The organism is Rhodovulum sp. ES.010 (assembly GCF_900142935.1).
In the GTDB taxonomy this organism is placed as follows: Bacteria; Pseudomonadota; Alphaproteobacteria; order Rhodobacterales; family Rhodobacteraceae; genus Rhodovulum.
Map to the genome: position 1 here is coordinate 743,233 of NZ_FSRS01000001.1, position 21,440 is coordinate 764,672.

Here is a 21,440-nt window from a genome sequence, read left to right on the forward strand (position 1 = left end):
AGTTTCGGACCATCCGCAAGAGGGATGTGAGCCGATGTTTCTCAAACGTATCCACGGGCCGCGCACGGTCACGCTACCGGATGGAACCACCATGACCCGTGCCGATCTGCCGCCCGTCGACACCTATCGATGGGTGGCCAGCCGCAAGGCCGCCGTGGTCAAGGCCGTCGCCGCCGGGTTGATCTCCGAATCCGAGGCCATGGAACGGTATACGTTGTCACGCGAAGAGTTCGAAAGCTGGAAAAAAGCCGTTCGCGAACATGGCGTTAACGGCTTGAAGGTGACCGCTCTGAAACGCGGGAGACAACCATAACGCGAATTTGGGTGGACAACCTGTAATTGTAAATGGTAAGGTTAAATTTAAGGTAAGGCGAAATTAACCATTGTCCGTCAAGGATCGTAAATGTTCGGCGACTGAGACGACTAAGCGGAGACCCTGACCATGCGCGTCCTTCTCGTGGAAGACGACCCGACTACGGCCAAGAGCATCGAGCTGATGCTGACTCACGCAAATCTGAACGTCTACACGACCGATCTGGGTGAGGAAGGCATCGATCTGGCGAAACTCTACGACTACGACCTGATCCTTCTCGATCTCAACCTGCCGGACATGAATGGCCACGAGGTTCTACGCCAACTGCGCCTCGCGCGGATCGAAACGCCGATCCTGATCCTGTCCGGCGCCTCGGACACCGACAACAAGATCAAGGGCTTCGGTTTCGGCGCGGACGACTACATGACCAAACCCTTCCACCGGGAAGAACTGGTGGCGCGCATCCACGCCATCATCCGCCGATCCAAGGGGCATTCGCAGTCGATCATCCGCACAGGCGAGATCGAGGTGAATCTCGACGCCAAGACCGTGGAGGTGGACGGCAAGCCGGTTCACCTGACCGGCAAGGAATACCAGATGCTGGAGCTGTTGAGCCTGCGCAAGGGCACGACGCTCACCAAGGAAATGTTCCTCAACCATCTCTATGGCGGCATGGACGAACCCGAACTCAAGATCATCGACGTCTTCATTTGCAAGCTGCGCAAGAAGCTGGCACAGGCCACCGGCGGCGAAACCTATATCGAGACCGTCTGGGGCCGGGGCTACGTCCTGCGCGATCCCGAACCCCAGCAAGAGCTTCCCGGATCCATGGCGCTCGGCGCCTGAGACAGCAAGCACGGCCGAGACACATCGGCCGGCTGGAAATCCTCGCCACTCCCCCCTATCACAGAGCGCGAAAGCGCCACGGGGGAGACATGGTAGACCAACCCGTCGAAAACTTGAGCGAAGATGAGGCCTGGGCCGAACTCGCCCGGCTGGCGCGACAGATCACCCGCGCCGACGAGGCCTATCATCGCAAGGACGCGCCCGAGATTTCGGACGCCGATTATGACGCGCTGAAGCGGCGCAATGCCGAGATCGAGGCGCGGTTTCCCGCGCTCAAGCGCGCTGACAGCCCCTCCGAACGGGTCGGGGCGCCCCCCGCCGAAGGCTTTGCCAAGGTCCGTCACGAACGCCGGATGCTCTCGCTGGGAAACGCCTTCGAAGCTGACGAGATCGCGGAGTTCGACGCCCGGATCCGGCGCTACCTGGGCCTCGGCGCCGAGGCCCCGCTGCGTTACACCGCGGAGCCCAAGATCGACGGGCTGTCGCTCAGCCTGCGTTACGAGATGGGGCGGCTGGCGCAGGCCGCGACACGCGGCGATGGTGAAACCGGCGAGAACGTCACCCGCAACGCCCGCACCATAGACGACATTCCCGAGACGCTTGAGGGCGCGCCCGAAATCCTCGAGGTCCGTGGCGAGGTCTACATGGCGCACGCGGATTTCGAAGCGCTGAACGCCCGCCAGGCCGAGGCCGGGGACAAGACCTTCGCCAACCCGCGTAACGCCGCCGCGGGTTCGCTGCGCCAACTCGACCCGAAGATCACGGCCGCCCGACCACTGCGCTTTTTCGCCTATGGCTGGGGCGTGTTATCCGATCCGCTTGCAAAGACCCAGATGGACGCGCTCGACCGCTTGGCTGCACTGGGCTTTCGTATCAGCCCGCTGACCCGGCTCTGCGACGGCCCCGACGAAATGCTCGCGCATTATGCCGAGATCGAGCAGGCCCGGTCGACCCTCGGCTACGACATCGACGGCGTGGTCTACAAGGTCGACGATCTCGCCCTGCAGGCGCGGCTGGGCTTCCGCTCGACCACGCCACGCTGGGCGCTCGCCCACAAGTTTCCCGCCGAACTCGCCTGGACCCGGCTGGAGAAGATCGAGATCCAGGTCGGCCGCACCGGCGCGCTGTCGCCGGTCGCGCGGCTGCACCCGGTCACGGTCGGCGGCGTCGTCGTCTCGAACGCGACGCTACACAACGAGGATTACATCGCCGGCCGCGATGCAAGCGGCAACCCAATCCGCGACGGCAAGGATATCCGAGAGGGCGATTGGGTGCAGGTCTACCGCGCGGGCGACGTGATCCCAAAGGTGGCGGATGTCGACCTGTCGAAACGCCCCGAGCGGGCGGCCCCTTACGCCTTTCCGACCACCTGCCCCGAATGCGGGTCGGAGGCGATCCGGGAAGAGGGCGATTCCGTCCGCCGTTGCACCGGCGGGCTGATCTGCCCGGCGCAGGCTGTCGAACGCCTCAAGCATTTCGTCAGCCGCGGCGCCTTCGACATCGAGGGGCTGGGCGCCAAGCAGATCGAGATGTTCTACCGGGACGACAGCCTGCGGGTCCGCGAGCCCGCCGACATCTTCACGCTGGAAGAGCGCGACGGGCAAAATCTCAGCAAGCTGAAGAACCGCGAGGGCTGGGGCGATAAATCCGCCGCCAATCTCTTCGCCGCGATCGACGCGCGTCGCACGATCCCGCTCGACCGGCTGATTTACGCGCTCGGCATCCGGCATGTGGGCGAGGTCAATGCAGACCTTCTGGCCCGCACGTATCAGACCTGGGAAGCGTTCGAGACCGCGATGACCAACGCGAGAGTGGACGAGGGGCCCGACTGGGATTACCTACTGGGCATTGACGGAGTTGGCCGGGTGATGGCCGAAAGCCTCGTGACCGCCTTTCAGCAAGAGGCCGAGCGTGCGTCCATCGACCGGCTGGTGGCGCATCTGAGCGTGGAACCGGCTCAGCCCCGCGGCCAGGTCGATAGCCCGGTGGCCGGCAAAACCGTCGTCTTCACCGGCACGCTGGAGAAGATGACACGGGCCGAGGCCAAAGCGCGGGCCGAGGCCTTGGGGGCCAAGGTCTCGGGCTCGGTCTCGAAAAAGACCGATCTGGTGGTGGCCGGGCCCGGAGCGGGATCGAAAGCCAAGAAGGCCGCCGAGCTCGGCATCGAGACACTCGACGAAGATGCTTGGCTGGATCTCGTCGGGGGCCGATGAGCGGCCGGCCCGATATCCTGTTTCCGCTCTTCGGCGATCTCGAGGGGCTCGAGGGCGTCGGCCCCAAGACCGCGAAGCTGCTGGCCCAGCTCGACATCGCGAAACCCCGCGACCTGGTCTTCACGCTGCCCCACGCGGGCGTCGACCGCCGCCGCCGCGCCTCCTTGCGCGACGTGCCCGCAGGCGAGGTCGCTACTGTCGAGATCGCCGTGCTGCGCCACGAGCCGCCGCGGTCTCGGGGCCGGCCATACAGGGTGCAGGTGCAGGACACCGAAACCGCCTTCACGCTGGTGTTCTTCCATGCCCGTGGGGATTACCTGCGCAAGCTTCTGCCAGAGGGCGCGCGCCGCGTCGTATCCGGAAAGGTCGAGCATTTCGACGGGATGATCCAGATCGTGCATCCCGACCACGTCCTACCTGCCGACGAGGCCGAGGCGATCCCCGATTTCGAGCCGGTGTATCCGCTGACAGCTGGGGTCAACCTCAAGCAGATGAGCAAGGCGGTTCAGTCAGCACTCGACCGGCTGCCGGACCTGCCCGAGTGGATCGACCCCGCCCTAAGGGCCCGCGAGGGCTGGCCAGGCTGGGCCGCCGCGCTGCGCACCGCCCACGCCCCGCTCGGCCACCGCGAGTTGGCCGCCACCGCGCCCGCACGCCAGCGGCTGGCCTATGACGAGTTGTTCGCCCATCAGTTGACGCTGGCACTCGCCCGGGCCTCGGTCCGCCGGGGCAAAGGGCGGGTAACCACCGGCGACGGGCGGCTGCGCCGAAAGGTACTGGCCGCGCTGCCCTACACGCCGACCGGGGCGCAGGCCCGCGCGCTCGACGAGATCGCCGCCGACATGGGCGCAGAGACCCGGATGACACGGCTGCTGCAGGGCGATGTCGGCGCGGGCAAGACGCTGGTGGCGTTCATGGCGCTGCTCGTTGCCGTCGAGGCGGGCGGGCAGGGCGTCATGATGGCGCCCACGGAAATCCTCGCCCGCCAGCACCTGGACAACCTGCGCCCGCTGGCCGAGGAAGCGGGCGTGGTACTGGAAATCCTTACCGGCCGCGACAAGGGGGCCGAGCGGCGCGCCAAGCTTGCGGCACTCGCGGCGGGGCATATCCAGGTGCTGGTGGGCACGCATGCGCTGTTCCAGCCGGACGTCGCCTTCCAAGAGCTGCGCCTTGCGATCGTGGACGAGCAACACCGGTTCGGCGTCGCGCAGCGGATGGAGCTCAGCGCCAAGGGGCAGGGGGCGGACGTGCTGGTTATGACGGCGACGCCGATCCCGCGGTCACTGGCGCTGGCGACCTATGGCGACATGGATGTGTCGGTCCTAGACGAAAAGCCCCCCGGGCGGACGCCGATCAAGACCGCGCTGGTCTCGGCCGGGCGAATGGACGAGGTGGTGGAGCATCTGCGCGGCGCTATCGCTCAAGGCCGGCAGGCCTACTGGGTCTGTCCGCTGGTCGAGGAATCCGAGGTCTCGGACCTGACCGCGGCGGAAGAGCGGTTCAAGCGGCTGAGGGCGGCACTTGGCGAACGCACGGTCGGGCTGGTTCATGGCCAGATGCCGCCAACAGAGAAGGACGCGGCAATGGCGCGATTCCAGCAGGGCGAAACGTCGGTCTTGGTCGCGACCACGGTGATCGAGGTGGGCGTTGACGTGCCCAACGCCTCGATCATGGTGATCGAGCGCGCCGAGTGGTTCGGGCTGGCGCAGCTGCACCAGCTGCGCGGCCGGGTGGGGCGTGGTGCCGCCGCCTCGACCTGCCTGTTGATGTACCAGCCACCGCTGGGCGAGGGCGCAAGGCGCCGACTTGAGACCCTGCGCGAAACCGAGGACGGGTTCCGCATCGCCGAGGAGGATCTGGCGATGCGCGGGGCCGGCGACCTGATCGGGACGGCACAATCGGGCCTGCCTCGGTTCCGGATCGCCGACCTGGAGCGACAATCGGCGTTGATGGCGCTGGCGCAAAGCGATGCGCGCAAGCTCATGGCAGACGATCCGGGGCTGGAAACGGAGCGCGGCACGGCCGCAAGGGTGCTGCTTTGGCTGATGGAACAGGACCGCGCAATTCGCCTCATCAAGATCGGTTAACGCCCAGATTCCGCGTGCGTTCGCGTATGTTCTTAAAAAGTTCTTTACAGCATGACCAAAAGATGAGAACAAAGCGGCAACACATAGCCACGGAGAGACGCCCCGATGCTGAAAGAGCTGTCCGCCGCCCTAGTCCGCGCCCAGTCCACGCTCTGGCAGGACGCGCTCGGCGCCGCCGCGCTGATGGTGATCCTGTTCGGAGGGCTGCACCTGCCGGGGCTTCTCTGAGGACACTGCCCGCTGTCTGTGCGCCACGCCCCGCCTTGGGGGTAAGGGAACCTGCCTCTTCCAGATCCGACGCACGGACCGCTTGCCTCCCGCCGCCTCCCGACCCGGAGCGCGGCGGTTTTTTTGTCAGGCGCAGGCAGTGGCTTCGGCAGCGTCGAAGGCTTCGAGAGTGGCCTCAAGCGCGAGCATGATCGACGCGTGCCGGTTCTTGTAGTCGCGCGCCGGCGCCAGCACCTCCAGCCCGTCGAAGGGCAGTTCGGGCGGCGGGCCGTTGTCCTTGAGCATCGCCTTGAGTTGGTCGTGGGCGCGCTCCACCTCGTCGCGGGTGCGGCCAATGACATTGGCGCCGACCACCGCAGCCGCGGCCTGACCCAACGCGCAGGCCTTGACGTCTTGGCCGAACCGGGTGATCCGTCCGTCCTCGACATCGAGATCCACGCTGACGGTGGAACCGCAGAGCGGCGAGCGCTTGCGGGCACTGGCCATAGGCGCGTCGAGCCGTTCCATATACGGGATATCGGTCGCGAGCGCGAGAATGCGTTGCGAGTAAAGCTTGATCAGGTCGGTGTCGGCGGTCATTGCGTTTCCTTTTGCCCGCGTCTGGCATAGATAACCGGCGCCGTGCGGTTTTCAAAGGAGTTCTGCCGATGTCTTTCGACCCGTCAAGCCTGCGCTACAACGAGGCCGGGCTGATCCCCGCCATCGCCCAGGACGAAACCGGCGCGGTGCTGATGATGGCGTGGATGAACGCCGAGGCGGTGTCGCGCACGCTGGAAACGGGGCGCGTTACCTACTGGTCGCGGTCGCGCCAAGGGTTGTGGATCAAGGGCGAGACCAGCGGGCATATCCAGCGTCTGGTCGAAATGCGGGTGGACTGCGACCGGGATTGTCTTCTTTTGATCGTCGACCAGGCCGGCCCGGCCTGCCACACCAACCGGCGCAGTTGCTTCTACACCGCCGTGCGGGACGGCGAAGAGATCGAGATTATGGCGCCCATGGCCTAGGCGGGCAGACCCACAATCCGGCGGATGTCCTCGGGCGTCGCGCCCTCCTCGCGATACCTGGCGATGGCGCGGGCATCGTCGCGCTTGGCTAGGCGCTTGCCGGTATCGTCGGCGATCAGGCGGTGGTGGTGATAGGCAGGGGAGCGCAGGCCGAGAAGCGACTGCAATACAACATGAATTTGCGTGGAATCGAACAGGTCCTCGCCGCGCACGACCTCGGTGATGCATTGGAACGCGTCGTCCACCACCACAGCCATGTGATAGGAGGTACCGATATTACGCCGCGCGAGCACCACATCGCCCACGCCGTCGAGCAGCGTGACGGCGTCGAGTTCGTGGTTGCCCAGGATAACGGGCCCCGTTTCGGTGAAACCCGGCAATGGGTCGAGCAGGGCGACGACCCGTGCCATGTCCAGCCGTATCGCGTCATCGGGGCCGGCCTCGGCCATCGGACGACCGCGGCAGGTGCCGGGATAGACCAGCCCGTCAGGCCCGCGCACCGGGTCGCCGGCCTGGGGCGCAGACAGCGCGGCGCGGATATCGCCACGGCGGCACGCGCATGGGTAGGTCAGGCCCATGGCAGCCAGCCGGTCGAGCGCCGCGCCATAGGCCGGCAGGCGCGCCGATTGGCGCAGCACCGGGCGCGGCCAGTCGAGTCCCAGCCAGGCGAGGTCCTCCAAGATAAGTGCCTCCCAGTCGGGCTTGCAGCGGGCCGTGTCGATATCCTCGATCCGCAATAGCATCTCGCCGCCCGTCGCGCGGGCGCGTTCCCAGGCAGTGATCGCCGAAAACGCGTGGCCCAAATGCAGCGGCCCGGTCGGCGAGGGGGCAAAGCGCGTGCGGCGCGGTCGCTCAGCCATGCCGCAGCCAGGCGGCCCAGTCGGTTTTTGCCCGGTCCGTATAGGCCCTGTAGCGGTCGCGCCGGCCCCGCCGGCCGACCTTTAGCCCCTCGACGGGCGGGAACAGTCCGAAATTGACGTTCATCGGCTGGAACGTCTTGGCCTCGGCCCCGCCGGTGATGTGGGTGAGCAGCGCGCCGGTCGCGGTCGTCGGCGGTACCGACGGCAGCCGGCGCCCCTGCAACTCCGCCGCCGCGAGCCGCCCGGCAAGCAGCCCCATCGCCGCCGACTCCACGTAGCCCTCGACCCCGGTGATCTGGCCCGCGAAGCGGATATGCGGCCGCGATTTCAGCCGAAGCTGCGCGTCGAGCAGAGACGGCGCATTCAGGAACGTGTTGCGATGGATGCCGCCCAAGCGTGCGAAACGGGCCTGCCCTAATCCGGGAATCATCCGAAAAACATCAGCTTGCGCCCCGTACTTCATCTTTGTCTGGAAGCCGACGATATTGTAGAGCGTGCCCAGCGCGTTGTCCCGGCGCAGCTGCACCACCGCGTGGGGTTTGACATCCGGCGCATGCAGGTTGGTCAGGCCCACGGGCTTCATCGGCCCGTGGCGCAGGGTTTCCCGGCCTCGTTCGGCCATCACCTCGATCGGCAGGCACCCGTCGAAATAGCCAGCGGTCTCGCCCTCGTGGAATTCGGTCTTGTCGGCCGCCAGAAGCCCGTCGATGAACGCCTCGTATTCGGCGCGATCCATCGGGCAGTTGAGGTAGGCGGTGCGCTCCTCCGCGGTCTCGCCCTTGTCGTAGCGGGACTGGAACCACGCCGTCGACATGTCCACGCTGTCGGCATATACGATGGGCGCGATCGCGTCGAAGAAGGCGAGCGCTTCGGTCCCGGTCTCGGACCTGATCGCGTGGCCGAGCGCATCGGAGGTCAGCGGGCCGGTTGCGACGATCCAGTGGCCGTCGCCGGGAAGCGACGCGATTTCAGAGCGTTCGACAGAGATCTTCGGATGCTCAAGCAAGCTCTTGGTGACGGCGGCGGCAAAGGCGTCGCGGTCGACGGCAAGCGCGCCGCCCGCGGGCAGGCGGTGCGCATCTGCCATCGCCATGATCAGCCCCCCGGCCGTCCGCATTTCCCAATGCAAAAGGCCCACCGCGTTCTGCTCGTCATCGTCGGAGCGGAAGGAGTTGGAGCACACCATCTCGCCCAGTTTCTCGGTGCGGTGGGCAAAGGTGCCGGTTTCGGGGCGCATCTCGTGGATCACCACCTCGATACCGGCTTGGGCCGCCTGCCAGGCGGCCTCGGAGCCTGCCATCCCGCCGCCGACGATATGGAGCTTCTGTGACATGGCCCCGATCTAGCCACGGAGGCAGGGGAAGAAAAGGGGCGTCAGGCCGACCGGCGGATCGGAGTGGGCGCAAGGCCGATGTCACTGGACTGGATGTCGGCGAGCGTCGCCCGCGCCGCGGCGAGTTCAAGACGGTGACGCGAGGCGGCGGCCTCCGCCTCGGCGACGCGAGTCGGCTGATTGCGCATCGGCGCAGGGGCCGGGCGCGTCCCGCCGGTCGCTTCACGATGGGCCGACAGCGCAATAGCGGCCAGCGCGGCGGTCATCGCCAATTGTGTCCACATCTGGCCGGTGAGCAACCCTGTCTCGAACGCGCCCGCATCGCTCCAGAGCGCCGTGCCGAGCGTGTGAAACCCGATCACCATCGCCGCGGGGCGCACCATGCGGCCGGCGAACAAAGCGGCCCCAAGCAGCCAGATCACGACGCCGCCGGCCCAGGACGCCACGGTCCCGGTTTCCGGCGGCGGCATTACGACGATTCCCTCGGGCGACACCACGAGGCCCATCGCGTTCGCGATGAAATAGGAAGCGATCAGCATGCGCGCCGTGGCCTGAAGGCGGGACGAGGCCGGTCGCGCGCGCGATGGAGGAGCAGACATGGCAGCGGCACTCCCTTCGGTTGCAATCCGGAGGCGTTGGTCGTTCAGTTTTCCAGAGGATTCCGGCCGGAAGTTGACCTAATATTGACCCGAGTGCCGAAACTTGGCGGAAAGGTGGCGCGCTCCCCGGTTTTCTGAGCACAGCGTATACGCCGGCTTAACGGCAGACCATTTGCCCGGCCTTCGAGCCGCGGTCGCGGACGCAGCACTGCGCGCCGTGGCTGTCATCACGCGCCGTCCGGCGCCGTCTCGTCCTCGGGCTGCTCGGCGATCCAAGCGACCGATACGACCTCTTCGCCGGGGGCCGTCTTGAACACCCGGACCCCGCCGGCACTGCGCGAGCGGAACGAGATATCCTCGACCGGGCAGCGGATCGACTGGCCGGTCGAGGTCACCAGCATGATCTGGTCATCGATCTCGACCGGGAAGGAGGCCACGAGCGGCCCGCCGCGCAGCCCCTTGTCTATGGCCTGGACCCCCTGTCCGCCGCGACCGCGAACGGGGTAGTCGTGGCTGGACGACAGCTTGCCGGTGCCGCCGGTCGTAATCGTCAGGATCAGATCCTCGGCCGCCGACATCTCGGCGTAACGCTCGGGCGAAAGCTGGCCGCCGGCCACGGCCTCGTCGTCCTCGTCGGTCTCCTCCTCCTCGGTGAGCCCGGCCATCAGGCGGCGCTGCTTGAGGAAGGCGGTGCGCTCTTCGGCCGTGGCCTCGAAATGGCGGATCACCGCCATCGACACGACGTGGTCGCCGCCGGCCAGCCGGATGCCGCGCACGCCGGTCGATTTCCGTCCCTTGAAGACGCGGACATCGGTGGTTCGAAACCGGATTGCGCGGCCGATCGCGGTCACCAGCATCACGTCGTCTTCTTCGGTCGCGATGCGGGCGTTCACGAGGCTGACCCCTTCGGGCAGGTCCATCGCGATCTTGCCGTTGCGCATGACGTTGGTGAAATCGCTAAGCTGGTTGCGCCGAACGTCGCCCTCGGTGGTGGCGAAGACGATCTGCAGGTCCGACCATTCGTCCTCGGGCCGGTCCACCGGCATGATCGCGGCGATCGAGACGCCCCCGGCGATCGGCAGGATGTTGACGATCGCCTTGCCCTTGGAGGTGCGCCCGCCCTGCGGCAGGCGCCAGCATTTCAGCTTGTAGACCATCCCGTCGGTGGTGAAGACCAGAAGCGGCGTGTGGGTATTTGCTACGAAGAGCGTGGTGACCACGTCCTCTTCCTTGGTCTGCATGCCCGACAGACCCTTGCCGCCGCGGCGCTGCGCGCGGAATTCGGCCAGCGGCGTGCGCTTGATATAGCCGGACTGGGTGACCGTCACGACCATGTCCTCGCGCTCGATGAGGTCCTCGTCCTCCATGTCGCCGGCCCAGTCGGCGATCTCGGTGCGGCGGGGGACGGCGAACTGCTCGCGCACCTCGCGCAGCTCGTTCGAGATGATCGCCATGATCCGCTCGCGCGAGCGGAGAATATCGAGGTAATCCTTTATCTTGGCCGCCAGCTCTTCGAGCTCGTCGGTGACTTCCTTGACGCCGATCTGGGTCAGGCGTTGCAGCCGCAGATCGAGGATCGCGCGGGCCTGCGTCTCGGACAGGTGGTAGCTCCCGTCCTCGTTCATGGTGTGGGTCGGATCGTCGATCAGCCGGATGTAATCGGCGATGTCCTCGGCGGGCCAGCGCCGTTGCATCAGCTTCTCGCGCGCCTCGGCGGCATCGGCCGAGGCGCGGATCGTGGCCACCACCTCGTCCACGTTCGACACCGCCACGGCGAGACCGCACAGGATGTGGCTGCGCTCGCGCGCCTTTCGCAGCTCGTAGGCCGTGCGCCGCGCCACGACCTCCTCGCGGAAGTCTATGAAGGCGGTGAGGAATTTCCTGAGCGTCAGGGTTTCCGGGCGCCCCCCGTTCAGCGCCAGCATGTTGCAGCCGAAGGAGGTCTGCATCGGCGTGAAACGGAACAGCTGGTTCAGCACCACATCCGGCGTCGCGTCGCGCTTCAGCTCGACCACCACGCGCACGCCGACCCGATCGGATTCGTCCTGAACGTGGGCGATGCCCTCGATCTTCTTGTCACGCGCGGCCTCGGCGATCTTCTCGATCATCGACGACTTGTTCACCTGATACGGGATCTCGTCCAGCACGACGGCATAGCGGTCCTTGCGGATCTCCTCGATCCGCGTCTTCGCGCGGATGATGACCGAACCGCGCCCTTCGAGATAGGCCTTGCGCGCACCCGACCGGCCGAGGATCATGCCGCCGGTGGGGAAATCCGGGGCCGGAACATACTCCATCAGCTGTTCGGTCGAGAGGTCCGGATCCTCGATCAGCGCCAGCGTGGCATCCACCACCTCGCCGAGGTTGTGCGGCGGGATGTTCGTCGCCATGCCCACCGCGATGCCGCCCGCACCGTTGACCAGCATGTTCGGAAAGCGCGCGGGCAGGACCGTGGGCTCCAGGTCCTTGCCGTCGTAGTTGTCCTGGAAATCGACCGTATCCTTGTCGATATCGGTCAGAAGCGCCTGTGCCGCCTTGGCCATGCGCACCTCGGTATAGCGCATGGCCGCGGGGTTGTCGCCGTCCATCGAGCCGAAATTGCCCTGACCGTCGAGCAGCGGCAGCGACATCGAGAAATCCTGCGCCATCCGCACCAGCGCGTCGTAGATCGCTGAATCGCCGTGCGGGTGGTATTTCCCCATCACGTCGCCGACGGGGCGGGCGGATTTCCGGTAGGGCTTGTCGTAGGAGTTTCCGGTCTCGTGCATCGCATAGAGGATTCTGCGGTGCACAGGTTTTAGGCCATCGCGCAGGTCGGGGATCGCGCGGGAGACGATCACGCTCATCGCGTAATCGAGGTAGGATTTCTGCATCTCCTCTTCGATCGCGATGGTCGGGCCGGCGTGAAGCGGCCGTCCCGAGCCGCCGCCTGCACCGTTTTCGTCTTCGTTTTCAGGGGGTTCTGGCGTATCGCTCACGTGCTGGTTCGCCTTCTCGACTTGGCGCTATATGTTGTTGAGCGTACTTTATCAGAACCTTCATATTGGGTGCAATGGGCGAGCCGCCGCCGCGCTGTCAGCCGGCGCACGGGAGTGCCAATGACCTGCCACGGGATTTTTCCTCCACCTGCGATTAGAGTCCGACCCAAGGAGGGGACGGACAATGAAGCGAACGAGATACAGCGAAGAGCAGATTATCGGCATCCTGGCCGAGCATGAGGCCGGGGCGAAGTGTGCCGATCTGTGCCGCAAGCACGGCATGTCGGAGGGGACGTTCTACAACTGGAAAGCCAAATACGGCGGCATGACGGTGTCAGAGGCCAAACGGCTGAAGGCGCTCGAGGACGAGAACGCCAAGTTGAAGAAGCTGCTGGCGGAGCAGATGCTGGATCTGGCCGCGATGCGCGAGCTGGTTTCAAAAAAGTGGTGACGCCCGTCGTGAAGCGCGAGGCGGTCGCGCATCTGAAGGCCCGGTTCGGGCTGTCGGAACGACGGGCGTGCCAGATTGCCGGCGCGGATCGGAAGACGATCCGCTACCGGTCGCAACGCGCACCCGACACGGAACTGCGCGGCCGATTGCGGGAGCTTGCCAACGAGCGTCGGCGGTTCGGCTACCGGCGGCTCTTCGTCCTGCTCCGGCGGGAGGGCGAGCCCTCGGGGATCAACCGTATCTACCGGCTTTACCGCGAGGAAGGGCTGACCGTCCGCAAGCGGCGCGCGCGGCGCAAGGCCATCGGCACCCGCGCCCCGATCCTGGTCGAGGCGCGCGCAAATGCCCGTTGGTCACTGGATTTCGTCCATGACCAGTTCGCGTGCGGGCGGCGGTTCCGGGTGCTGAACATCGTCGATGACGTCACGCGCGAATGCCTCGCCGCGATCCCGGACACGTCGATCTCCGGCCGGCGCGTCGCGCGGGAGCTGACGGCGCTGATCGAACGTCGCGGCAAGCCGGGAATGATCGTGTCGGACAACGGGACGGAACTGACCTCGAACGCGATCCTGAAGTGGTGCGCCGAGAACCGGATCGAATGGCACTACATCGCGCCGGGCAAGCCGATGCAGAATGGCTTTGTCGAGAGCTTCAACGGCCGGATGCGGGACGAGTTCTTGAACGAGACGCTGTTTCGTAACCTCGCCCATGCCCGCGACCTGATCGCCGCCTGGGTCGCCGACTACAACACCGAGCGCCCCCATTCGGCCTTGGGCTATCAGACCCCGGCTGACTACGCGCAGACCCTGACCACCGCAATCGCCCGACCCGCTGCGCGAGATGAGAGCTCCGCGCGTCGGGCGATTGCTCAACCCGCGCCATTTGGCGTAAACACCAACCGGGCTCCGGTCGCGGCTGGATGAAAGATCAGTGGCAGGTCACCAACATTCTGTTTTTATTGAAAATGAACCGTCTTGCGGCATCATCGAAGAGGTGACGCAAGCAGGAGGTTCGAAACGTGCAGCATTCCGAGACCGAGTTGATGCTCAAGGGCTACGGCCTGACCACAGCCGAGTTCTTCTACCGAATACCCGACTACCAGAGCGTTCTGAACAGTTTCATCTGGCAGGACTACGACTTGGCGCCCGACCATCCGCGGCTGTTCAAGTTCATCGAGTTCTGGCAGGACGAAATCGAGGGCCCGCTACATTCCGTGCGCTTCACCCATCGCAAGATGATCGCGCCCGGTGAATGGCAAAACGTGGTGGGTGAGTTCACGCTGCACTAGTGCGTGGTGCGGCTCAGCGCATATCCCCACAGCCAAAACGCACACAGCGCCAGAGACAACAGGGCGTTGTAGCTTGCCATCGACAGGCCGAAAAGGCTCCACTGCACTTGGTCGCAGAGCACCACCGGTGAAACCTGAGTCGGGTCGAGCAATTGCTCGGGCGTCATCCCGCGGAACCCCGCCACGTCGCCAGAGCAGGACGACGGCCCCGGCCACCATTTCCGCTCAACCCCGGTGTGATATAGGCCAAGCCCCGCCGAGACCGCCATCGTGACCGCGCCCGCCAGCGGCAGCATCCGCCCGCCCACCGCAAGTGCCCCCATGCCCAGGACAGGCGCGATCAGGTGCGGCCAGCGCTGCCAGAGGCACAGCTTGCAGGGCGCAAGCCCCACGACATACTGGAACCAGTAGCCCGCCAGCAGGATTGCGAGCGATGCGGCGGCGGCCAGGAAAAGCGCGTCGTTTCGAGTCGGTCTCACAGGAATCTCACCAGGTAGAAGCCAGCGATCAGGAGGATGACGAAAAGAGTGAAGAGCAAGCCGAGGTATTTCTCGATGAAGGCACGAATGGGCGTTCCGAACTTCCAAAGCAGCGCGGCGACCACGAAGAAACGAAAGCCCCGCGCGATGACGCTTGCCACCATGAAGACCCCAAGGTTCAGCCCGGTGGAGCCCGATAGGATCGTGATCACCTTGTAGGGGAAGGGCGTGATGCCCGCGACAAGCACCGCCCAGGCGCCGTAGTCGTTGTAGGTGGCGGCGAACTGGTCGAAATAGACGTCCTTTCCATAGAATCTCAGCACCGGTTCGCCGACGCTTTCATAAAGCCCCCAGCCGATCGCGTATCCCGCAAGCCCACCGAGCACCGAGCCCACCATCGCGGTGGCAGCGATCAGCCAGGCCCGATCGGGGCGGGCCAGGATCATCGGGATCATCAGCAAATCGGGCGGAATCGGAAAGACTGAGCTTTCGACGAACGCCACGAGGAACAGCGCAGGCAGCGCGTGTCGGTGGTCGGCCAGAGACAGGGTCCAGTCATAGAGGCGGCGAAGCATGGCAAGGGACCCATGGTGGCAGTCGCGCCCCAGAAGCCACGGGCCGGGCGCGTCGTCAAGCCTTCGCACCAGAGGTGCAGGAGTCTACCAACTCCGGACGACGCGCGATTGACCACGCCGCGGGCCCGCGCTATGCGAAACCCTGGGCCCGAGTGGCGGAATGGTAGACGCAGGGGATTCAAAATCCCCCGCCGCAAGGCGTGTCGGTTCGAGTCCGACCTCGGGCACCACATTGAAGACAGGGCTGGAAACGTCCTGGTGCGGCCGGTTTCGGCCTCTTGAGTTAGAGGGGGTCCCAATGCCGTTCCCACTTTCACGTTCCGGTCATGTTCTGTTCTTCGCGGTCGTTGCGGCCGCATTTGGCGCAGCTCTTGTCCTTCCTCAGATCGCGGACGCCCATGGCGGAGGGTGCCGAAAGAGTTCGCCCCCGGGCCAGTGCTGCCACATGGACAACAGCACCGGTCGGGTGCACTGTCACTGATCGTCAGGGCGTGGCCCTGGGCGACCATCTCGCACGCGATGTCGGTGCCGTCAGGCAAGTCGCAGCGGGCGACGATTCGACGGTATGGATCGACGCCCTGGACCTCACACCGGAGCTGTTGGCCCGCCGTCAATCGTTGCAGCGCAGCCGAGGCCGCCGGCTCGGCCGGATCAGCGCGTTTTTGGGGCGGCGATGCCCCAGAGGCGGATACCGACATCGCCGACCGGACGGCGAAGCAGGCGCGCATGACGCCGGGAATGTCCCCGCAAAGGCAACAGCCCGGCTCGGAAGGAAAACAATCGTGCCATGCCCGGCGCCAGCGGGTACCCGGCTATCCCGGTTTTGCCCTGTAGCCCTGCTCGTGCCGAAATTACCTCGGTTGCCCCGCGTCATCGCCGATAATTGCGCTGCCTTTGTGGGGCACCTTCGCGTCCAAAGGGGCGCATCGGCGCGCACATGGCGCGGCAGCGCGCTCGACTTGGCAACGCGGAAGCGGGATTGAGACGGGCGCTGGCTCGCGCATCGGCTACTCCCCCTGAGGCGTCGCGCCGTCTGGACAGGCGCACCGGCCTGGGGTCTGCTGAACGCCGTATCCGACACGGGAAGGGAGCGGCGATGTCCGAAGAGACCGAGACATGGCACCTGATGCCGGTGGCGATCCTTGCGGTTCTGTGGAACCTTGCGGGCTCGGCCGATTATGTCATGACGCAATACGGCGCGGCCCCCTACCTGCAAATTTTCACCCAAAGCCAGGCGGCATATTTTACCGCGCTGCCCGCCGCCGTCGACGCGGCCTGGGCGCTCGCGGTCTGGGGCGGCCTTCTGGGCGCGATCCTGCTGTTCCTTCGGGTCGGCGCCGCGGCATGGGTGCTGGGACTCGCCGCCCTTGCGATGCTGGGCTGCGCGGGCTGGCTCATCGGCTTTGCCACCCCTCCGCTCGGCGCGGTCGCCGGGGCCTTCGGCGTCACGATGATGGCCGGAGCTACCGGGATGGCGCTTGTCTTCTTCCTCTACGCACGGCAGATGCGCGTCGTGGGCGCGCTGGACTAGCTGCTGCCGGTCGCGACCTAGCGGCCGATACGGGCGCGCCAGTCGGCCCAGGCGTCGGGCGTGTCGAGATCGGTCAGCGCGCGGTCCCCCGGAAGGGCCACAAGCCGCGGACTCTCGCCCGAGAGCGCGGCGCGCCCGCCGGTATCGCCTGAGACCTCGGCGAGGCGCGAGAAGAGCCGCGCCGGGAAGACCACCGGGTGGCCGGGGCGCCCATCCTCGCTGCCGGCGCGCAGGGGGGTCTCCGGCGCCACAGCGAAGGCCGCAAGCAAGCGCGCCAGATCCGCCCCGGTGAGATCAGGCATGTCGGGCAGGTGCACCATCAGCCCTTCCGCGCGCGCCTTGCGCGCCGCCGCGGCTCCGGCACGCAACGAGGCGGCCATGCCCTCGGCCGCGTCGATCCAGAGAAACCGCAGCCGGGAAATGCCTTCCAGCACCTCGGCACGCGGCCCCCCGGCGCCCTTGGGCAGCGTCACCAGCACAGGCGCGCCCGTCGCCGACGCTGCCCGCACCTGCCTTCGCAGCAGCGCCTCGCCCTCGACCGGTTCAAGGAGCTTGTCGCGCCCGCGCATCCGGGACGACGCCCCGGCGGCAGGCACCAAGATCAGCACCTCACCCATGCCGCAAGCTTACGCGGGACGCGGCCCGGGCGCAAATCGGCTAGCGTTCGGGAATCAGGCCGCGCGGGCTGAACCGCAGGACCACCAGCAAGAGAACCCCCATTGTGAGCAACCGCATATGCGCGACGCTGTCCAACAGGTGCGCCTTGAGCGCCGAGTCCTCGGCCATGCCGCTGGTCAGCGTTTCCATCAGGAAAGCGCCGAAGGGTTCCACCTGGACCCATAGGAACCAGATCAGGAAACCGCCCAGAACCGCGCCCCAGTTATTGCCCGACCCGCCGACGATCACCATCACCCAGATCAGAAAGGTGAAGCGCAGCGGCTGATAGGCCGAGGGCACGAGCTGGCTGTCATAGGTCACCATCATAGCGCCCGCGAGTCCGCATATGGCGGACCCGAGCATGAAGACCTGCAAGTGCCGGCGTTTAACGTCCTTGCCCATTGCCTCGGCCGCGGTCTCGTTGTCGCGGATCGCGCGCATCATCCGGCCCCAGGGCGAGTTCAGCGCCTTTTCTGCAAGCCAGATCAGCGCGATAAGCACCACGGCGAAAAGCCCGGCATAGGCAAGCTTGACGAAGAGCGTGGAGGCCGTCACCGGATCGAGGCCCAGCGATTGCGCCTGCTCGACGAAACCCGGGTCCTGCTGCAGGTCGACCTCGTAGGGGACGGGCCGGGGCAACCCGATCACGTTCTTGACGCCGCGGCTCAGCCAGTCCTCGTTCTTGAGGATCGCGATGACGATCTCGGCGATGCCCAGCGTGGCAATGGCAAGGTAGTCCGACCGCAGGCCCAGCGCCGTCTTGCCGATGATCCAGGCGGCCCCGGCGGCGAGCAACGCGCCGACCGGCCAGCCGAAAAGCACCGGCAGGCCCAGCCCGCCCAGATAGCCAGTGGCGGCCGGGTTCACCGCCTCGATCGCCTCGACCGCAGGGTCGAAGAGCCCGCGATAGAGGAAGAAGCCCGCGACCAACCAGGCGACCATCGCCAGCGCGCGAATCCGGCCTGACTCGAGCCGGCGCCAGATCAGGATTGCCCCGACGATCACGACAGCCCCAACGGCGAGCGCGGCCAGAACCCGCACGCCCCCGGCGGCCCAGGCCTCGCCCACGGGCGGCATGGCGATAATGATCGCGCCAAGGCCGCCCAGCGCCGTGAACCCCATTACGCCCACGTTGAAGAGCCCAGCATAGCCCCATTGCATGTTCACGCCCAGCGCCATGACCGCCGAGATCAGCCCATAGTTCAGGATGAAGAGCGCCGAGTTCCAGCTTTGCAGGAACCCGGTGCCGATGATCAGCGCCGCGACCAGCGCGAACAGGCCCATATCGCGTTGCGTCATACCGCTTTCCCCCTGAAAAGCCCGGTCGGCCGGAACAGAAGCACGATCACCAGGATCACGAAGCTGACCGCGAACTTGTAGTCGGTCGAGAGCAGTTGCACGAGGCCGTCGGGCTCCAGGCTCTCGGGCATCACATAGCCCAGCACCTTTTTCCAGGCATAGGTGATCGTGACCTCGGAGAACGCAATCACGAACCCCCCCGCGATGGCCCCCAGCGGGCTTCCGAGGCCGCCCACAATGGCGGCCGCGAAGATCGGCAGGAGAAGCTGGAAATAGGTGAAGGGTTTGAACGACTTGTCGAGCCCATAGAGAACGCCCGCCACGGTCGCCAGCACCGCGACAATGATCCAGGTGATGGCAACGACGCGCTCGGGATTGATGCCCGAAAGCAGCGCCAAGTCCTCGTTATCGGAAAAGGCGCGCATCGACTTTCCGGTCCGAGTGTAGGTGAGAAACCAGAACAGCGCGGCGACGACGATGAGCGCGGTGACGATGGTCAGCCCCTGCGTGGTACGGATCGCCAGCCCCTCGGCCAGGCCCGTCATCTCCTTGAAATCCCGCGCGGTGATGATGAACCGTTCGCCGTCGGCAAAGCGTTGGTCATCGGGGCCGATGATGAAGCGCACAAGCCCGTTGAGGATGAACATCACCCCCATCGAGACGATCACCAGGATAACCGGCTTGGCCTTCTGTTCGCGGTAGAACCGAAAGACCAGCCGGTCGGTGATCAGCAGCAGGACCGCAGTTGCAAGAATGCCTGCGGGCAGGGCGAGCAGGGCGGTGGGCAGCGGGCCCAGCGTCACGCCGGCCGATTGCAGCGCCCATGTCGCGAGAATGGTGACCATTGTTCCGAACGCCATCGTGTCGCCATGGGCGAAGTTCGAGAACCGGAGGATTCCGTATATCAGCGTCACCCCCAACGCACCGAGGGCGAGCTGCGCGCCATAGGCGGTGGCCGGGATAAGCACGAAATTCGCCAGCGCCACGAGGGCGTTCAGGACATCCATCACTCGCAGGCTCCGAGATAGGTGATCGCGACGGGGCCTTCGGCCATGTGCAAGCTGTAGCGCGCGGCGCCGTCGGTGACCGCCAGATAATGGCGCGCGGCCCCTTCGCCGCCCTGCAGGAACAGCGTGCCGCCGCCCAGCGTGCCGAAAACCTCGACATCGCCCGACACTGCCGAGAGGGTCGCGCGGGCCAGCACGACGCCTGCGCCCATCCCGCCGACGCGGCCTGACACGGTCATCTCATAGGCGGTCTCGGCGCAGGCTTCGGCGTCGTAGCACTCGCGGTCGAAGGCGCAGGCGAGGGCGAAATCGTTCTCCGTAGTTGCCTCGGGCGCGGCGGCGTCCTGGGCGTGGGTAGGCGCGGCCAACAGCAGCGCGGTTGCAAGAACGGGCACAAGGCGGTCAGTCGGCATCTTTGGTCTCCGGGCAGGCTCGGCCGGTAGGGCCGGCAGGATAACGCGCGTCTCTGAGGTCACTCCATAGGGGCTTGCACAACGGGATGGGGCATTTCGTGGCGCTGTCACTCGCGAGGGGTGCAGGTGCCGAAGACCGAGATCGACACCGCCGCAGGGGGCACCTCGTCACCTTCCAGCGCGAGCAGGCCGTGGCGGGTCAGGACGAAACGCAGATCCTTGAAGACGGTCATCGCGCCCGCGCCTTGGTCGGACTCGAGCGCGCCGCCGGCGGCCTGCAAGACAACGCCCTCGGCCCCGGCCAAGCGGCGGAACTCGTAAAAGCGGTCGCCCTCATCGGTTGTCAGCACGACCTTGTCGCCGACCTCCTCCCCCACGTCCAGTTGGTAGGACACGCGCGTCGCGTCGCAGGCCGCGTCGAGATTGGCCACGCAGGCGCGCGTCGCCTCGCAGTCCAAAGCGATCGGCGCGGCCGCGACCGGTGCCGCAAGGCCGGCCGCCAATGCCATGATTAAGAACGTTTTTCGCATATCAGCCCCCAAGGAATGTTCGCCGCACTTCGGGATCGGCCAAAAGCGCCTTGCCGGTATCGGAATAGGCATTGCGGCCCTGCACCAGCACATAACCCTTGTCGGCGATCTCCAGCGCCTGGCGCGCATTCTGCTCGACCATGAGAATCGAGATACCGGTGCGCGCCACCTCGATGATCCGGTCGAACAACTCGTCCATCACGATGGGCGAGACCCCGGCGGTCGGCTCGTCCAGCATGAGCACCGTCGGCCGGGTCATCAGCGCGCGGCCCACCGCGACCTGCTGGCGCTGCCCGCCCGACAACTCGCCCGCGGCCTGCCGGCGCTTTTCGCGCAGGATCGGGAAGAGGTGATAGACCTCCTCCATCGTCGCCGAGATGTCATCGCGGCGCAGGAACGCCCCCATCTCCAGATTCTCCTCCACACTCATCGAGGCGAAGATGTTGTTCGTCTGCGGCACGAAGGCCATGCCCTTGGCCACGCGCGCCTGCGGGGACAGCCGGGTGATGTCCTCACCATCCAGCCGAACGCTGCCGGAATGGATGTCCAGCATCCCGAAGACCGCCTTCATAGCGGTCGACTTGCCCGCGCCGTTCGGGCCCACGATCACCGCGATCTCGCCCTTTTCCACGGCCACGGTGCAGCCGTGCAGGATGTCGGCCCCGCGGCCGTAGCCGCCGGTCATCCCGTCGCCGATCAGAAAGGGCTCAGCCATGCCCGCAAGCCCCGCGCTTCTTCTTGGTCCAAAT

Annotated in this window: 22 protein-coding genes and 1 tRNA gene; 10 read left to right on the forward strand and 13 right to left on the reverse strand. The window is 66.1% G+C overall.

The genetic code is table 11. The annotated features are described in order from the left end of the window. Nucleotides 1-34 precede the first annotated feature (34 nt). From BUR28_RS03740 to BUR28_RS20690, 5 genes are all read left to right on the forward strand, one after another. Nucleotides 35-313, forward strand: coding sequence for a CtrA inhibitor SciP (locus tag BUR28_RS03740; RefSeq protein WP_074218903.1), 279 nt, complete (start codon nt 35-37; stop codon nt 311-313). A 129-nt stretch (nt 314-442) separates the two neighbouring features. Next, the gene (gene ctrA, locus BUR28_RS03745; protein ID WP_074218904.1) at nt 443-1,159 is read left to right on the forward strand and encodes a response regulator transcription factor CtrA; all 717 of its coding nucleotides are present in this window, start codon (nt 443-445) and stop codon (nt 1,157-1,159) included. Nucleotides 1,160-1,248: 89 nt separating this feature from the next. Then, nucleotides 1,249-3,372, forward strand: a complete 2,124-nt coding sequence (gene ligA / locus BUR28_RS03750; protein ID WP_074218905.1) for an NAD-dependent DNA ligase LigA — start codon at nt 1,249-1,251, stop codon at nt 3,370-3,372. After that, a complete protein-coding gene (recG, locus tag BUR28_RS03755; RefSeq protein ID WP_074218906.1) occupies nt 3,369-5,459 on the forward strand; it encodes an ATP-dependent DNA helicase RecG in 2,091 nt (696 codons plus the stop codon). The genes ligA and recG overlap by 4 nt, the downstream gene beginning before the upstream one ends. A gap of 105 nt (nt 5,460-5,564) precedes the next feature. Then, nucleotides 5,565-5,687: a hypothetical protein gene (locus BUR28_RS20690; RefSeq protein WP_256370871.1), complete on the forward strand. Its 123-nt coding sequence runs from the start codon at nt 5,565-5,567 to the stop codon at nt 5,685-5,687. A gap of 126 nt (nt 5,688-5,813) precedes the next feature. On the opposite strand, the gene BUR28_RS03760 is transcribed toward BUR28_RS20690, so the two are convergent. Further along, nucleotides 5,814-6,266 carry an iron-sulfur cluster assembly scaffold protein gene (locus BUR28_RS03760; protein ID WP_074218907.1) on the reverse strand — a complete coding sequence of 151 codons (453 nt, stop codon included), beginning with the start codon at nt 6,264-6,266 and terminating at the stop codon, nt 5,814-5,816. Nucleotides 6,267-6,334: 68 nt separating this feature from the next. Between BUR28_RS03760 and hisI the strand changes: the two genes are divergently transcribed. Next, on the forward strand, nt 6,335-6,691 hold the full coding sequence (gene hisI / locus BUR28_RS03765; RefSeq protein ID WP_074218908.1) for a phosphoribosyl-AMP cyclohydrolase: 357 nt from the start codon (nt 6,335-6,337) through the stop codon (nt 6,689-6,691). Here the strand turns inward: hisI and gluQRS are convergent. The 4 genes from gluQRS to gyrA form a co-directional block, all read right to left on the reverse strand. Then, entirely contained in the window at nt 6,688-7,551 is an 864-nt protein-coding gene (gene gluQRS, locus BUR28_RS03770) for a tRNA glutamyl-Q(34) synthetase GluQRS (protein WP_074218909.1), read from the reverse strand. The two genes, hisI and gluQRS, sit on opposite strands and share 4 nt — an antisense overlap. Further along, on the reverse strand, nt 7,544-8,884 hold the full coding sequence (gene trmFO / locus BUR28_RS03775; protein WP_074218910.1) for a methylenetetrahydrofolate--tRNA-(uracil(54)-C(5))-methyltransferase (FADH(2)-oxidizing) TrmFO: 1,341 nt from the start codon (nt 8,882-8,884) through the stop codon (nt 7,544-7,546). Before trmFO ends, gluQRS begins: the two co-directional genes overlap by 8 nt. Before the next feature lie 41 nt (nt 8,885-8,925). After that, nucleotides 8,926-9,423, reverse strand: a complete 498-nt coding sequence (locus tag BUR28_RS03780; protein WP_074218911.1) for a hypothetical protein — start codon at nt 9,421-9,423, stop codon at nt 8,926-8,928. A gap of 287 nt (nt 9,424-9,710) precedes the next feature. Further along, on the reverse strand, nt 9,711-12,461 hold the full coding sequence (gene gyrA / locus BUR28_RS03785) for a DNA gyrase subunit A (RefSeq protein ID WP_074218912.1): 2,751 nt from the start codon (nt 12,459-12,461) through the stop codon (nt 9,711-9,713). Between the two features lie 184 nt (nt 12,462-12,645). Here gyrA and BUR28_RS03795 point away from each other — a divergent pair. Continuing rightward, nucleotides 12,646-13,835 (forward strand): IS3 family transposase gene (locus BUR28_RS03795; RefSeq protein ID WP_139307446.1). Its coding sequence is split into 2 segments (ribosomal slippage): nt 12,646-12,898 and nt 12,898-13,835, totalling 1,191 coding nucleotides; the frame shifts between segments, so codons are not numbered across the junction. 95 nt (nt 13,836-13,930) lie between these two features. Next, a complete protein-coding gene (locus BUR28_RS03800; protein WP_074218913.1) occupies nt 13,931-14,200 on the forward strand; it encodes an usg protein in 270 nt (89 codons plus the stop codon). Here BUR28_RS03800 and BUR28_RS03805 read toward each other — a convergent pair. Beyond that, nucleotides 14,197-14,679: a disulfide bond formation protein B gene (locus BUR28_RS03805; RefSeq protein WP_074218914.1), complete on the reverse strand. Its 483-nt coding sequence runs from the start codon at nt 14,677-14,679 to the stop codon at nt 14,197-14,199. The genes BUR28_RS03800 and BUR28_RS03805 overlap by 4 nt on opposite strands. Then, nucleotides 14,676-15,254, reverse strand: a complete 579-nt coding sequence (locus tag BUR28_RS03810; protein WP_074218915.1) for a YqaA family protein — start codon at nt 15,252-15,254, stop codon at nt 14,676-14,678. The genes BUR28_RS03805 and BUR28_RS03810 overlap by 4 nt, the downstream gene beginning before the upstream one ends. Nucleotides 15,255-15,400: 146 nt before the next feature. Between BUR28_RS03810 and BUR28_RS03815 the strand changes: the two genes are divergently transcribed. Both BUR28_RS03815 and BUR28_RS03825 read left to right on the forward strand, forming a co-directional pair. Continuing rightward, nucleotides 15,401-15,484, forward strand: a tRNA-Leu gene (locus BUR28_RS03815). Nucleotides 15,485-16,350: 866 nt separating this feature from the next. Next, nucleotides 16,351-16,785 (forward strand): hypothetical protein, encoded by a 435-nt coding sequence (locus BUR28_RS03825; protein ID WP_074218917.1) that lies wholly within the window; start codon nt 16,351-16,353, stop codon nt 16,783-16,785. A 17-nt stretch (nt 16,786-16,802) separates the two neighbouring features. Here BUR28_RS03825 and BUR28_RS03830 read toward each other — a convergent pair whose 3' ends face one another. From BUR28_RS03830 to BUR28_RS03855, 6 genes are all read right to left on the reverse strand, one after another. Then, on the reverse strand, nt 16,803-17,402 hold the full coding sequence (locus BUR28_RS03830) for a nucleotidyltransferase family protein (RefSeq protein ID WP_074218918.1): 600 nt from the start codon (nt 17,400-17,402) through the stop codon (nt 16,803-16,805). A gap of 40 nt (nt 17,403-17,442) precedes the next feature. Further along, nucleotides 17,443-18,741, reverse strand: coding sequence for a branched-chain amino acid ABC transporter permease (locus BUR28_RS03835; RefSeq protein WP_074218919.1), 1,299 nt, complete (start codon nt 18,739-18,741; stop codon nt 17,443-17,445). Continuing rightward, nucleotides 18,738-19,748: a branched-chain amino acid ABC transporter permease gene (locus BUR28_RS03840; RefSeq protein ID WP_074221502.1), complete on the reverse strand. Its 1,011-nt coding sequence runs from the start codon at nt 19,746-19,748 to the stop codon at nt 18,738-18,740. Before BUR28_RS03840 ends, BUR28_RS03835 begins: the two co-directional genes overlap by 4 nt. Next, nucleotides 19,748-20,161, reverse strand: coding sequence for a hypothetical protein (locus tag BUR28_RS03845; protein WP_074218920.1), 414 nt, complete (start codon nt 20,159-20,161; stop codon nt 19,748-19,750). Before BUR28_RS03845 ends, BUR28_RS03840 begins: the two co-directional genes overlap by 1 nt. A gap of 107 nt (nt 20,162-20,268) precedes the next feature. Next, nucleotides 20,269-20,670 (reverse strand): hypothetical protein, encoded by a 402-nt coding sequence (locus tag BUR28_RS19850; RefSeq protein ID WP_074218921.1) that lies wholly within the window; start codon nt 20,668-20,670, stop codon nt 20,269-20,271. A 22-nt stretch (nt 20,671-20,692) separates the two neighbouring features. Further along, nucleotides 20,693-21,406 carry an ABC transporter ATP-binding protein gene (locus BUR28_RS03855; protein WP_074218922.1) on the reverse strand — a complete coding sequence of 238 codons (714 nt, stop codon included), beginning with the start codon at nt 21,404-21,406 and terminating at the stop codon, nt 20,693-20,695. Between the last annotated feature and the right edge of the window lie 34 nt (nt 21,407-21,440).